Consider the following 13,943-nt stretch of genomic DNA (forward strand, 5'->3'; position numbering starts at 1 on the left):
ATTTCGTGTCGTGATAAATATCACATTTACCATATCATATTCATTATGTGACTAAAATCACTAAGTTTACTGTGAATATATGCTAAAATAAAGAAAATTAAAGATTAGGAAACCAAATGATTAGGAAACCACAGAAATGAGGGAAAATATATGGGTGAAAGGCTATACAAATCAGCACTTCTTTATCTTTTTTTAATTATGCTCATTGGCGTGATATTAAGGGGAAAATTTGTTATCGCATTATTTCCTGATTTAGATTTTAATTTTCTATTACAATCCCATTCCCATGTGGCTTTTTTAGGTTGGGTTTACATTGCATTAATTGGACTTGTCTTTACTTTTTCACACGTCGGAGAAAATAAAGGACATCCGATATTATTTACTCTTCTTCATATCGCAAATATCGGGATGCTGATTTCATTTGCACTTGAGGGATACGCATTTTGGTCCATTCTTTTTGCCACATTACATATATTTATTTCCTATTACGTGTTTTACCTTTTTTTAAAGGAGAGGAAAAAAGGTTCTACTAAAGCCCATCCGTTTTTCTTGATGGCATTTATATTTAATATCATATCATCAATTGGACCTTGGGGATTGGCTTACTCCATGAGCGGTTATACAGGAATCATGAATTTCTTTGATGCTGCCCTTTATTTCTACCTTCATTTTCAATATAATGGCTGGTTTACTCTGGGAATCATGGGAGCTATATATGCCTTGTTGGAGAAACTGGGAATTTCTTATTCAAAAAAATGGATGAATGTTCAGTTTTGGCTTTCTACGCTGGCGGTTATTCCCACTTACTTTTTATCCATTATGTGGCTTGACTTATCTCCAAGTCTAATTCTGATCGCTCAATTCGGAGGAATTTTATATTTTGTGGGGATCACCATGTTTTTGTTAAACGTAACGAAACCGCTTTTGTCTATAACCGCCTCCTGGGTTATACAATTAACTTTTTCCTTGGGATTACTCTCCCTTGCAGTGAAAGGGTTTATGGAGTTGATGACAATTAGCCCTTCGTTGGCAAAGAGTGTATATGAGGTGCGACAGATTATTATTGGCTACCTCCATCTGACCCTATTAGGTTTTGTCACTTTCTTATTACTTGCTATCGCTATTATTTTGTACCGATGGAAAGTGTCTAATTTTTCTCTCTTATCTATTATACTGGGAAGCTCATTGATGATAATTCTCCTTTTTCTTACTGGGCTTTTTCAATGGATAAAATCCCCTGTTTCTTATTCCTTACTGTATTGGCTGCTTTTTATATCAAGTATTTTCCCCTTTATTGGTGCAGGGGTATTGTTATTTCATAGGAAGTCATACGAAAGATGAACCTACTCAAAAAGGAGAAATATCCTTGCCCAATCATAATGATATCTTTCGAAACAAAAGAGATTTTGCCAGGGCGGAGTTTGCAACAGAATTTTACAAACCTGCTAACAGACCCGGACCATGGGAAGTAAAATCTCAACACAGACAATATGCCTCTGAGCATTATGAAGGTATCAAAGGGATGTTTAGTTTCGTTATAGATTGATTGTCAACCCGATTTCTGCGATGTAGATCTCCCCGTCGAAATAGGGGGAAGCTTCTTTCATCACTTCATCATAAGTATATTGATGGAATAAATGGGTGAGTAATAGCTTTTTGGTTCCCATTCGAGAACCTGTTTTAGCCGCTTCCTCGGCAGTTAAATGCCCCTTCAGAACTGGCGGTTTATTTTTGTTCAAGTAGGTTGATTCCACTATGAACAGATCAGGATGGTTGGCAAATGGAAACCAAGGTGTACCAGGTCCTGTATCTGCTCCGTACAGGATAGTTTTCCTATGATCCGTTAATTTCACCGCAAGGCAAGGAATAGGATGATCCGTCTGAAGGAATGAAATATCCAAACCAATGAGACGCAATGTTGAATTCTGATCAATTGGATGCAAGCTAAAATAGCGATAAAACAATTGTTTAAAAATATCTGTCGGATAATTTGGCGCATAAATAGGTAATGGTTTTTTCCTTTTTCCCTGAGTGGCTGCCATCATCATCACATATTTCAAGATATGAATATCTGTGATATGATCAAAATGAAGGTGGGATAAAATCACCCCATCCAGCAATTCAGGGTCAAAAACCTTCATTAGCTGAGAAATCACGCCGCTTCCGCAATCAAGTAATAAGGCCCCCCTTCCTGTTTCAATCAAATAACCTGGAGTAGCTCCTCCAGGTCCAGGAATGGGGGATTGATACCCCAATACTGTTAATTTCATTCGTACCTCCAAATTTTTTAACTAATAATCTCCACAAAATCGCCATTTTTTAATCCAGAAGCATTGGCTTCATCTGTATCCACATGCATTTCAAGGGCATAGGTATCATGGACACGGCAAAGAACATTTTCAAAAATAACTCCTCTTTCACCTTCCACTTTTATTCTAACCCTGTCCTTATCTATTACTCCGAATTTTTCACCGTCGCTGGTATGAAAATGAATATGCCTCGCGGCCAAAATGACCCCTTCTTCAATTTCGACCTGACCCTCAGGACCCCTGATGATGATCGATGCCGAGTCCTTGACATTTCCGGAATCTCTAACAGGTGGATTTACTCCCAACACGAAGCTATCGGTTCTGGAAATTTCAACTTGAGTCGTTCCTCTTACAGGGCCTAATATGCGAACGTTTGTAATTGTCCCTTTTGGTCCAATTAAAGTAACGGTTTCTTCTGCTGCATATTGACCCGGTTGCGATAGAGGTTTTTTTATTGTCAGTTCATAATTAGGTCCAAACAGCAATGATAAATGCTCTTTAGACAAGTGAACGTGCCGATTGGAAATACCTACTGGAATTTTGTTGTGCATGAAATCTCATCTCCTAAGACAAATATTGTTTACCAGTACTATAGTAACATTTTTTCAAACCGAATACATATAGATCAGGAACTAAACATGCATGATCCGAAGGATCTCATATTGATATGAAACTGTATTTTCATATCAAATTTATTTGAATCCCTTTACTTTCAAGAAAAATAGTTCTTTAGCATATTTGTGGTTTTGTTTTTTTAAACGAAGATTTTCCCTTTGTAATTCAGCAATCATTTGGTTGCTTTCTTCTTGGGTAATCTCCAACAGGTTCATTAATACCCGTCGACCGACACGCAGATTATCTAATGTTTCTTCCAGTTGATTAATCTTTTGTTGAAGATCTTTTATAGAAACGACCCGCTTAGCCACTTGAAATCACCCCGATAACAATCTCCTCTTTAAGTTTATGTAATTTGTAGTAAAAAAAAGACCATCATTCGATGGCCTTTATATGGAATATCACATAAATTCTTTTATTAATGAAGAGAATTGTTCTTCAGTTATTTTCAGATCCTTATAAGCCAAGGGTTCTTCAGCATAACCAACCACTCGATTTTGATAGGAAGGCTTTTCTTTGTCTTGATAAATCAAGCCAGTAATCAGTCCATTATGTTCCATTACGGTTTTCATGGCCTGGATTCTGTCTGATGGATTATAACCCTCAATGGAGTTAATGGAAACAAGATTTTCCTTAAACCAATCGTATGTGTTGATTTTATTGAAAGTCACACATGGACTAAATACATTGATAAAGGAAAATCCTTTATGCCTCATTCCCAATTCAATCAATTCAGTAAGCTCTTTTAGATCGCTGGAAAAGCTTTGGGCAACAAAACCTGCACCTGCCGTTAAAGCCATTTCGATTGGCGCAAGGGGGGATTCAATGGAACCCTTTGGCGTACTTTTGGTGACAAATCCCACCTGACTCCTTGGAGAGGTTTGTCCCTTCGTTAATCCGTATATTTGATTGTCCATCACAATATAGGTAATATCAATATTTCTGCGAATGGCATGGATCGTATGGCTTAAACCAATGGCAAAGCCGTCGCCGTCACCACCAGCAGCTACCACGGTCAAATCGCGATTTGCCATTTTTACGCCCTGGGCAATAGGAAGGGCTCGTCCATGAATACCGTGAAATCCGTAGGCATTTACGTATCCGGAAATACGTCCGGAGCAACCAATTCCTGAAATCAATGCAAAATTTTCCGGCTCTAGGCCAACGTTTGCAGCCGCTCTTTGAATGGCAGCCTGAACAGAAAAATCACCACAGCCTGGACACCAATTGGGTTTAATATGATTTCTAAAATCTTTAAAAGTAGCCATATTATATCAGCCCCTTACACCGATTATAAATTTCAGAAGGCAGGAACGGATTTCCATCATACTTTAAGATATTTTCAATCTTTTCTACCATTCCGACATGAAGCTTGATTTGATTGGAAAGTTGACCTGTTGCATTATTTTCAACCACAACCACTTTTTTGGCCTTACTCATTAACTCCTTGATTTCCTGTGCAGGAAAAGGTGCAATCAGCCGGACTTGGGCATGATTAACCTTATAACCATCCTGTTCCAACCGGGCCTTTGCTTCGTTAATCGTTCCACGGGTAGAACCAAAACCTACGATAAGGATATCAGCATCATCATATGGAGCATTGGCATAAATAGGTTCCTTAAAGTTTAACATATTTAATTTTTTCAATCGTTTTTCCATCATTGCCTTACGATTAACCGGGCTTTCCGACGGAGAACCGGTTTCACCATGCTCTACACCTGTAACATGGTGAATTCCATTTTTCGTACCGGGAATCACCCTTGGGGAAATTCCATCTTCAGTTAATTCGTAGCGCTTAAACATGGAACCTTCATTGGCTTGTACTTCTTTATCCAAAATTAATTTTCCCCTGCGAATTTCAATGCGTTCATAATCTAATGGTTCAACTGTTTGTTTTCCGAGGGAAAGAACCAGATCAGAAAGAATGATGACAGGACATTGGAATTCTTCGGCAATATTAAATGCTTCAATGGTATCATAAAAACACTCCTCTACGGTACTTGGAGCAATTACTACCTTTGGAATCTCACCATGCGTTCCATAAATCATGGCATTTAAATCACTTTGTTCCTGTTTCGTCGGAAGTCCAGTACTTGGACCACCACGCTGAGTATTTACGATTACCAATGGAGTTTCTGTCATACCAGACAATCCAATTGCTTCCATCATCAGGGCTAATCCAGGCCCTGCAGAAGCAGTCATTGCTCTTACACCACCATAATTGGCTCCAATAGCCATAGTTGCAGCAGCGATTTCATCTTCTGTTTGGATGACCGTTCCTCCAAATTGAGGTAATTTTTTAATCAGGTATTCCATAATTTCTGATGCCGGCGTAATAGGGTAGGCAGGCATAAATCGGCACCCGGCTGCAACAGCTCCCAGTGCGATCGCATCGTTACCGATCATAAACAGACGCTTCTTGCCATCCGCCTTCTCCAATTGAAATTCAGGAAGCGAACCGCCAACTTCTGTATGAATATATTGGGCTCCCCGAGCAATGGCTTCCATATTTTTATCAACCACTTTTTGCCCTTTTCGTTGAAACAACTCTTCAACAACTTCTTTAAAAGACTCAACGGGTAATCCCAATAAGGCACCAGAAACCCCTACGGCTACCATGTTTTTCATGAGTGAAGTGCCTAACTCTTCAGCGATTTGTGTAATGGGTACAGCAAAGAGCCTAACATCCATATTAGATGGAATCGTAGGCTCAAACTTAGAGTCTGCGATAATCACTCCGCCAGAACGAAGCTCTTTTGCATTTATATCAATGGTTTCTTGGTCAAAAGCAACTAAAATGTCAAGATGATCAGACACAGATTGCAACGGCTTGGTGCTTACACGAATTTTGTTATTGGTATGTCCTCCTTTAATGCGCGACGAAAAGTGACGATATCCATACAGATAATACCCGAGACGGTTCAACGCAATGGCGAAGATTTCTCCTGTACTATCTATCCCCTCGCCCTGTTGACCGCCAACTTTCCATGAAAGTTGATTAATCATAATTCCACCCCTTTAGAAATCGTTTGAAAACATCTCCACCGACTTTTATATAAAAACTCACTTTCTAAACGTAAACAATTGTAGACCTTTAACTGTAAAATTTCAAGCATTTCTACTATTCTTATTCTGTAACTTTCAATTTTTTTTTGGTAATACCCTTTGTAACAAATGATACCAATTCAAATAGGAAAATTTTTTAACCTGAGATTCGCTATAATGCTTTAATAATTCGTTGATTAAGTGATAGAAATGGCCTGGGTGTTCTAATCCTGTCACAAAGGAATCTACTCCATCAAAATCGGAACCGAACCCAATATGATTCTCCCCTCCCAGTTCACAGGCATGTTCAATATGACGAATGATATCTATGATTTTCACTACTTCTTTATTGGAAACAAAAGGAGGATAAAACACCATTCCTATTACTCCATTTAGCTCAAATAATGCTTTCAACTGCTCGTCCTTTAAGTTTCTCAGATGGGGATGGATGGTCCAGCAGTTGGAATGACTTGCGATTACTGGTTCTTTTGAAAGCTCAACTACCTCCCAAAAACCCCGTTCATTTAGATGAGAAACATCAACAATCATATGAAGGCGGTTCATTTCTTGAACTAGCTCTTTACCAAATTGAGAAAGTCCTCCGCCTGATGACTCCAATGCACCTGATGCAGCTTCATTCTGATAATTCCAAGTTAATCCAACTGCTCTTACCCCTAAGCGATAAAGGGTTCTTAAGTGAACTAAATTTCCCTGTATTGCCTCTGCACCCTCCAACGAAAGAAGTGCGCCATGTTGATTCAGGTTCATCAGTTCTTCCAGATCCTCTTGATTTAATATGATTTTCCATCTTGGTTGTGATATTACTTGTCTGTAAAATATGTCTACCATATCTAATGCAACAGAAAATTTTGCGCTTGGATGGGTTAGTGGAGGAACAAATATAGCAAAGGTCTGAAGGGCAATACTGGACTTGTCCAACCTCATGGCGTTTATTTGAACGTTTTCATTCTCCAAACTAAAGGTAACCTCAGCGTTCTCCCATGCTCTTAATAAGAAATCACAGTGAAAATCAATCACTTTCATGTTACTATCCTCCTAAACAACAAAAACCTGTTTACCCAAAAATGGAATAAACAGGTGCAAAAAAATTTATCTTGGTTCTACGATTAATTTGATGGCTGTCCGTTCTTCCCCATCGATCATAATGTCTGTGAAAGCTGGAATACAGATAAGGTCAACACCGCTCGGCGCAACAAACCCTCTTGCAATCGCTACTGCTTTCACTGCTTGATTAAGTGCCCCTGCACCTATCGCTTGAATTTCAGCTGCACCGCGTTCACGGAGCACACCGGCAAGGGCACCTGCAACAGAGTTAGGATTAGACTTTGCTGAAACTTTTAATACTTCCATTATCCTTTGTACCTCCTTAAGATGGTTTAAACCCTCTATATTTATATTCGAGATCATAGAAAAAATTCCTGCAAATAGCTTATAAAAATTCTTAAAATTCGGACCTCATCTCCTTATAGGGACGGAACTTCTTCCACAATATGTATTTTTTCAATCTGAGTAGCTTGTCCTGTTTCCGGAGAAAGTTGAATGACTACAGCATTTAATTGTGAACTTCCTTTTTCTACGACATCAAAGCGAACCGGCAGTTGGGTAATAAATTTTTTAATCACTGCTTCTTTTTCCATACCTAAAATTCCATCGTATGATCCCACCATTCCCACATCAGTAATATATGCCGTTCCCTTTGGCAGTATTCTAGCGTCAGATGTCTGGACATGGGTATGGGTTCCTACAACGGCTGAAACTCTTCCATCCAAATACCAACCCATAGCCAACTTTTCCGAAGTTGCTTCTCCATGGAAATCAACCAAAATATATTTTGTACGATTGCCAATGATTTGAAGGATTTCATCCGCCTTACGGAAGGGACAATCAATGGAAGGAAGGAACGTTCTTCCCTGCAAATTAATCACAGCTAATTCTTTATTATTTGACTTGAGAAAAGTATAGCCTAACCCCGGAGTCCCTTTTGGAAAATTAGCAGGCCTTACCATTTTTTTCTCCTCGTCGATAAAATCAAAAATTTCCTTATTATCCCAGGTGTGATTCCCTAAGGTAATTCCTTGAACACCCCATTCAAAAAACTTACGCGCAATTTTTAAGTTGATCCCTCTTCCGCCGGCAGCGTTTTCTCCATTTACAACCGTGAAGGTAGGTTGATATTTTCTCTTAAGTTCAGGCAGCAATCTTTGCAGGGTTCCCCTTCCAAGGGAACCCACAATATCGCCAATAAATAATAGTCTCAAACCATTCACAACCTTTCACATATAGAAGTGGAACGAATACTGAAATCGATGATTTCATCGATTTCGCACAGTTACACTTCTTACATCTATATGGATAGAACTGACTGTTGTTTACATTGTAGCAAAAAATGGGGAGCTAAGACAAAAAATAAAGTGGTCCATCGACCACTTTATTCTTCTTCATTTGGCATATTCTACTGCTCTTGTTTCACGAACGACGGTTACCTTAATATGCCCAGGATAATCTAGTTCTTCTTCAATTTGTTTTGTAATTTCCCTTGCCAAGCGATGAGCTTCCAGATCATCCACTTGATCTGGCTTAACCATAATCCTCACTTCTCGACCTGCTTGAATCGCATATGATTTCTCTACACCGTCAAAGGACTCACAAATGGCCTCCAACTTTTCCAAACGTTTGATATACGTTTCAAGGGTCTCTCGCCTTGCTCCAGGTCTTGCAGCCGATAGCGCATCTGCTGCCCCGACAAGCATAGAAATCAGGGAATTAGGTTCCACATCTCCATGGTGGGAAGCAATACTGTTAATAACCACAGGGTGTTCTTTATATTTTTTCGCCAATTCAATTCCAATTTCTACATGTGAACCTTCCACTTCATGGTCAATGGCTTTTCCAATATCATGCAACAATCCCGCCCGTTTGGCCAGAGTGATATCTTCGCCTAATTCAGCAGCCATCAATCCAGCTAAATAGGCAACTTCCATGGAATGTTTCAATACATTTTGACCATAACTGGTTCTAAATTTCAAACGTCCCAAAATTTTAATAAGGTCAGGATGCAATCCATATACACCTGTCTCAAAGGTGGCTTGTTCCCCGTATTCACGAATTCTTTCATCTACTTCTTTTCTAGCCTTTTCCACCATTTCCTCTATTCTTGCAGGGTGGATTCTGCCATCTGCCACCAATTTATCAAGAGCTGTTTTTGCAATTTCTCTTCTAACCGGATCAAATCCAGATAAAATGACCGCTTCAGGTGTATCATCTATAATAAGATCGATCCCTGTCAGGGTTTCCAGAGCTCTAATATTTCTACCCTCTCTACCGATAATTCGGCCTTTCATTTCATCATTTGGCAGAGTGACAACAGATACAGTGGTTTCCGCCACATGATCAGCAGCACATCGTTGGATGGCTAAAGTAATAATTTCCTTTGCACGCTTGTCCGCTTCGTCCTTTGCTTGTTGTTCCATTTCTTTTATCATCATGGCGATATCATGCTTCATCTCATTTTCTACTTCAGCCAAAATAATGGATTTCGCTTCTTCAATTGTTAATCCGGAAATACGTTCTAATTCCTGACGCTGTTTTACATAGAGATCATCCACTTTGCTTCGAGTCTCTTCGATTTCCTTTTCCCGCTGGGAAAGAAGTTCGTCCTTCTTTTCTAGGGACTCCAGCTTGCGGTCCAAAGTTTCCTCTTTTTGCAGCAAACGACGTTCCAAACGTTGGACTTCATTTCTACGCTCTTTAATGTCCTTTTCGGCTTCTATCCTAAATTTATGAATTTCATCCTTTGCTTCAAGTACGGTTTCCTTTTTAACCGCCTCTGCGTCCTTTTTCGCATTTTCAATAATTCTTTGTGCTTCCTGTTCGGCACTTGAAATTTTTGCTTCTGCGATAGATTTACGAACCAGATAGCCTATTCCAGCACCAACTAATACAGAGACCAGCAAAATGGAGATTCCAGCCGCAGATCCTAACAGCATGGGCTATTCACCTCCTGTCTTGCCAAGTCTTCTTTTAAATCCCCGTTTCATCCAAACATTTCATTTGTTTATCCATTACATATTCATTGGAGCTCTTTAGCGAAAAAATAAATAAACACCTAAACTTGTATAAAATATACACGACAATTGTATTATTGTTTGTTCTGTTTTGTCAAGGAAATCTGCTAGGTGCGGATTTGTTACAATAACCGGTCAATGACAGACTGTACCATCTCATAAGAGAATCCTCGTCTTAACAAAAAATCACCCAATTTTTTTTTCTTCTGCATGGAAGTTAATTGATTGGAAAAATACGTGATTTTTTTCTCTGCTAAGCTTAATGCCTGTTCATATTCCTTATCTTTATTAATACAAGAAACGGCCTGTTCAACAATTTCCGATTGGATCCCTTTATTTAAAAGTTCTTTTTTTAACAAAAGAGAACCTTTTTTTTTCATCATTCTCTCTTTTATCCACTGCTCTGCATATTTTTCATCGTTTATGTACCCTTCACCGATGAGGCGGGCCATCACTGCTCGGCAGTTCTTCTCATCGTATCCTTTTCTTATCAGATACATCATCACTTCTTTCTCTGTCCTTGGACGATATCCCAGATACTTTAAAGCTGCAAGATATACTTGATGCCTTTCATCATCAACCATCATTGTTTTTAAATCTTGATCAGATATGGATTTCCCTTTTATTAAACGGTATTTAATCACAATATCCTCATGTACTGAGCCCATGTACTCTTCGTTGGCATAGAGATGATAGCGATGGTTGTTATTCTTATCCTGAATGACGGATGTAATCAGAAGTTCCTTCATATTTATCACCTTCATAAAAAATAATGTGTGAAGGAAATCACCCATTCACACATTATGTAGCAGACTACTATACCGATTCTTCGTCGGGTTGGTCATCATTGGCAAAATGCTTGAAAGCATTTGGATTTAAGTTATAATACTCCCGAATTTTGCTTTCGATAGCCAGCGTAAGTTCAGGATGTTCCTTCAAATACTGCTTGGCATTCTCTCTACCTTGCCCCAATCTTTCATCTTGAAAGGAATACCAGGCACCACTTTTGGTGATGATATCTATTTCCGTTCCAATATCTAGAATGCTTCCTTCTCTGGAGATTCCTTCGCCATACATAATATCAACATCAGCCTGTTTAAAGGGAGGTGCTACCTTATTTTTAACCACTTTTATTTTGGTGCGATTTCCTACCATATCATTTCCTTGTTTAATAGTTTCCGCCCTTCTTACTTCCAAACGAATGCTGCTGTAAAACTTTAATGCTCTTCCTCCAGGGGTGGTTTCGGGGTTTCCAAACATCACTCCGACCTTTTCCCGAATCTGATTAATAAAGATAGCAATGGTTTTAGACTTATTGATTGCACCGGAAAGTTTCCTTAACGCTTGGGACATTAATCTGGCCTGCAATCCGACATGGGAATCTCCCATTTCTCCTTCAATTTCCGCTTTTGGAACCAAAGCAGCTACTGAATCAATTACCACAATATCAATGGCACCACTTCTAACCAGTGCTTCGGCAATTTCCAATGCTTGTTCGCCTGTATCGGGTTGAGAAAGAAGCAGCTCATCTATATTGACACCAAGTTTCTGGGCATAAATAGGGTCCAATGCATGTTCGGCATCAATAAAGGCAGCTTGTCCTCCAGCCTTTTGAACTTCAGCAATCGCATGCAAAGCAACAGTCGTTTTCCCCGAAGATTCTGGTCCATAAACTTCAATAATTCTTCCCCGGGGATATCCTCCAATTCCTAATGCAATATCCAAAGCCAACGCTCCGCTGGAGACAGTGGAAACTTGGGTTGTTGCACTTGCTTCACCCAATCGCATAATTGAACCTTTACCAAATTGCTTTTCGATCTGGCGAAGAGCCATCTCTAAAGCAGCTTTACGATCTGACACACAACTCTCCCCTTTATCAAAAATTTTTATCCGATGGCCAGTCGCCACTAAGTTCTCCCGTCTGTCTATTTATAATCGTACATTTGGAACCAAAAGCTCATGACATTTCGGGTCACAAATTGATATGAAAACGTATTTTCATATCAAAGAAATTACACGTCGGCGAGTCGAGTTCGAACATGAAATAATAAAGTCCACTCCGAGTCTAAATAACGGAACCCTCAAAAAACCCGGGTATTTCGATGATGGATTCAGTTTGAGGGCTAATTCCCGTTCTCTAGCTACACTGCATTGCACGAACTCGAAGGCTGTTCACAGTAAATTCATTAGTTCCATCCATATATTTGGGAGACAAGCGGCGTAATCTGTCTATTCATAATCATACCTTGTTTAGGAGAGATTGCCAAGAGTTTTTTCGAACATATTTTCGACATTTATTTCTTTTCCTTTGGTTTAGCAGGTTGGATAAATATTTTTTTATTGTCGTTGAAGCGAGATTGCTTTAATGATTCATAAACAAAAGGAGCAAATTCTTCTTCGATTTCTACGAAGGTGAATCGGTCAAAAATATCAATTCTGCCAATGGAATTTCCGGATATCCCCGTCTCACTCTCCAAAAAATGGATAAATTCTTTGGGTCTTATATTTTCATTTCGTCCAATGTTCAGATAGAATCTGACCATTCCATCCTTTGCACCTGTCTCTCCAAAATCATATTGGCCTTCATCACCCTCTACCTGATCAGAATAAAAGGCAAGCCTCAGGGCAGCAGCAGCCAAGTCTCTCAAAGAATATTGCGACTCAAGCTGATGAATCCAATCATAAAATATAGTCAGCGCCTCTTCATCTTTATTTGCAAGAACTTTATCCAATTGTTCTTTCCAGACAGGAATCTGATGTTCTGAAACTTCTTTCATCGTGGGAAGCATCTTCGCTTCAATGGGCGCTTTCGTTTGCTGGATAATGGCTTTTAAATGCTTCATCTCTCTTGGAGTTACAAAAGTAATGGCTTTACCCTTTCGTCCTGCGCGACCGGTTCTGCCAATACGGTGAACGTAGCTTTCAGGATCCTGGGGGATATCATAATTAATGACATGAGTCACATTTTCCACGTCAATTCCCCTAGCGGCCACGTCAGTAGCAATTAACAGCTCCATTTTTCCTTCTCTGAAACCTTTCATCACTCGGTCCCTCTGGTTTTGACTCAAATCGCCGTGAAGCCCTTCAGCTAGATACCCTCTCGTTTGCAATGATTCTGTTAATTCATCCACCCCTTTTTTTGTTCTGCAAAAAATAATTCCCTGATGCACTTCCTCTATGTCCAAAATACGGCAAAGACCATCCAATTTATTGCTTTCAAGTACTTTGTAATATTCCTGTGCGATGGTAGGGACAGTCACTTCTCCTTTATTCATTTTCACATGTACAGGATTTTTCATATATTTGCGGGTTAAGCGAAGAATCTCAGCCGGCATGGTTGCCGAAAACAACAAGGTTTGCCGATTCTCATTGATATGGTGGATGATCCTCTCAATATCTTCAATAAATCCCATATCCAACATTTCATCCGCTTCATCCAGAATCAAATGTTTTACTCTGGATAAATCAAGGGTTCTGCGATTGAGATGATCCAAGATTCTGCCGGGTGTCCCAATTACAATATGAACCCCCTGTCGTAATACACGAACTTGCTGCTCAAAGGACTGGCCTCCATAGATGGGAAGAATTTTCACCTTTTTGTAACGACCAATCCGACGAATTTCTCCAGATACCTGAATAGCCAACTCACGGGTTGGGGTTAGTATAATTCCTTGAATATAAGACTCTTTGGATATCATTTGAAGCAGCGGAATCCCAAATGCAGCGGTTTTTCCGGTTCCGGTCTGGGCTTGTCCAATGACATCCCTACTTTTTAAGATTTCAGGGATACATGCTTCCTGTATCGGAGAAGGTTCTTCAAAACCCATCTCCTCTATTCCCTTTAATATGGCACTATTCAAATGAAGTTCTTTAAATTGTAAACTCATAA

14 protein-coding genes are annotated in these 13,943 nt (G+C 39.5%); 2 read left to right on the plus strand and 12 right to left on the minus strand.

Annotated elements, in window-relative coordinates:
• Positions 1–150: 150 nt before the first annotated feature.
• Entirely contained in the window at positions 151–1,341 is a 1,191-nt protein-coding gene (locus L1765_RS03910; RefSeq protein ID WP_236405292.1) for a hypothetical protein, read from the plus strand.
• 25 nt (positions 1,342–1,366) lie between these two features.
• Positions 1,367–1,546 (plus strand): hypothetical protein, encoded by a 180-nt coding sequence (locus L1765_RS03915; protein ID WP_236405294.1) that lies wholly within the window; start codon positions 1,367–1,369, stop codon positions 1,544–1,546.
• Here L1765_RS03915 and L1765_RS03920 read toward each other — a convergent pair.
• The 12 genes from L1765_RS03920 to L1765_RS03975 all read right to left on the minus strand — a co-directional run bounded on the left by L1765_RS03920 (position 1,536) and on the right by L1765_RS03975 (position 13,941).
• The gene (locus L1765_RS03920; protein ID WP_236405296.1) at positions 1,536–2,270 is read right to left on the minus strand and encodes an MBL fold metallo-hydrolase; all 735 of its coding nucleotides are present in this window, start codon (positions 2,268–2,270) and stop codon (positions 1,536–1,538) included. The two genes, L1765_RS03915 and L1765_RS03920, sit on opposite strands and share 11 nt — an antisense overlap.
• Before the next feature lie 17 nt (positions 2,271–2,287).
• Positions 2,288–2,860, minus strand: a complete 573-nt coding sequence (locus L1765_RS03925; protein WP_236405298.1) for a phosphate propanoyltransferase — start codon at positions 2,858–2,860, stop codon at positions 2,288–2,290.
• Positions 2,861–3,001: 141 nt separating this feature from the next.
• On the minus strand, positions 3,002–3,235 hold the full coding sequence (locus L1765_RS03930) for a hypothetical protein (protein WP_236405300.1): 234 nt from the start codon (positions 3,233–3,235) through the stop codon (positions 3,002–3,004).
• 90 nt (positions 3,236–3,325) lie between these two features.
• Positions 3,326–4,192, minus strand: coding sequence for a 2-oxoacid:ferredoxin oxidoreductase subunit beta (locus L1765_RS03935; RefSeq protein ID WP_236405302.1), 867 nt, complete (start codon positions 4,190–4,192; stop codon positions 3,326–3,328).
• A gap of 1 nt (position 4,193) precedes the next feature.
• The gene (locus L1765_RS03940; protein WP_236405304.1) at positions 4,194–5,930 is read right to left on the minus strand and encodes a 2-oxoacid:acceptor oxidoreductase subunit alpha; all 1,737 of its coding nucleotides are present in this window, start codon (positions 5,928–5,930) and stop codon (positions 4,194–4,196) included.
• A 135-nt stretch (positions 5,931–6,065) separates the two neighbouring features.
• Positions 6,066–7,013, minus strand: coding sequence for a dipeptidase (locus L1765_RS03945; protein WP_236405305.1), 948 nt, complete (start codon positions 7,011–7,013; stop codon positions 6,066–6,068).
• Between the two features lie 66 nt (positions 7,014–7,079).
• Complete coding sequence (gene spoVS, locus L1765_RS03950; protein ID WP_236405396.1) at positions 7,080–7,340, minus strand: stage V sporulation protein SpoVS; 261 nt, start codon at positions 7,338–7,340, stop codon at positions 7,080–7,082.
• A 113-nt stretch (positions 7,341–7,453) separates the two neighbouring features.
• A complete protein-coding gene (locus tag L1765_RS03955) occupies positions 7,454–8,248 on the minus strand; it encodes a TIGR00282 family metallophosphoesterase (RefSeq protein WP_236405308.1) in 795 nt (264 codons plus the stop codon).
• A gap of 180 nt (positions 8,249–8,428) precedes the next feature.
• Positions 8,429–9,976 (minus strand): ribonuclease Y, encoded by a 1,548-nt coding sequence (gene rny, locus L1765_RS03960; RefSeq protein ID WP_236405310.1) that lies wholly within the window; start codon positions 9,974–9,976, stop codon positions 8,429–8,431.
• Positions 9,977–10,176: 200 nt separating this feature from the next.
• Positions 10,177–10,803, minus strand: a complete 627-nt coding sequence (locus L1765_RS03965; RefSeq protein ID WP_236405312.1) for a regulatory protein RecX — start codon at positions 10,801–10,803, stop codon at positions 10,177–10,179.
• Positions 10,804–10,870: 67 nt separating this feature from the next.
• Positions 10,871–11,914, minus strand: a complete 1,044-nt coding sequence (recA, locus tag L1765_RS03970) for a recombinase RecA (RefSeq protein ID WP_329609984.1) — start codon at positions 11,912–11,914, stop codon at positions 10,871–10,873.
• Between the two features lie 434 nt (positions 11,915–12,348).
• Positions 12,349–13,941 carry a DEAD/DEAH box helicase gene (locus L1765_RS03975; protein WP_236405314.1) on the minus strand — a complete coding sequence of 531 codons (1,593 nt, stop codon included), beginning with the start codon at positions 13,939–13,941 and terminating at the stop codon, positions 12,349–12,351.
• Positions 13,942–13,943 lie beyond the last annotated feature (2 nt).

The organism is Microaerobacter geothermalis, assembly GCF_021608135.1.
Classification (GTDB): domain Bacteria; phylum Bacillota; class Bacilli; order DSM-22679; family DSM-22679; genus Microaerobacter; species Microaerobacter geothermalis.

Bases quoted from the DNA above. Each gene is read 5' to 3' on its own strand.
- L1765_RS03910 (WP_236405292.1), top strand. From the start codon at position 151: ATGGGTGAAAGGCTATACAAATCAGCACTTCTTTATCTTTTTTTAATT.
- L1765_RS03920 (WP_236405296.1), bottom strand. From the start codon at position 2,270: ATGAAATTAACAGTATTGGGGTATCAATCCCCCATTCCTGGACCTGGA.
- L1765_RS03925 (WP_236405298.1), bottom strand. From the start codon at position 2,860: ATGCACAACAAAATTCCAGTAGGTATTTCCAATCGGCACGTTCACTTG.
- L1765_RS03935 (WP_236405302.1), bottom strand. From the start codon at position 4,192: ATGGCTACTTTTAAAGATTTTAGAAATCATATTAAACCCAATTGGTGT.
- L1765_RS03940 (WP_236405304.1), bottom strand. From the start codon at position 5,930: ATGATTAATCAACTTTCATGGAAAGTTGGCGGTCAACAGGGCGAGGGG.
- L1765_RS03945 (WP_236405305.1), bottom strand. From the start codon at position 7,013: ATGAAAGTGATTGATTTTCACTGTGATTTCTTATTAAGAGCATGGGAG.
- spoVS (WP_236405396.1), bottom strand. From the start codon at position 7,340: ATGGAAGTATTAAAAGTTTCAGCAAAGTCTAATCCTAACTCTGTTGCA.
- rny (WP_236405310.1), bottom strand. From the start codon at position 9,976: ATGCTGTTAGGATCTGCGGCTGGAATCTCCATTTTGCTGGTCTCTGTA.
- L1765_RS03965 (WP_236405312.1), bottom strand. From the start codon at position 10,803: ATGAAGGAACTTCTGATTACATCCGTCATTCAGGATAAGAATAACAAC.
- L1765_RS03975 (WP_236405314.1), bottom strand. From the start codon at position 13,941: ATGAGTTTACAATTTAAAGAACTTCATTTGAATAGTGCCATATTAAAG.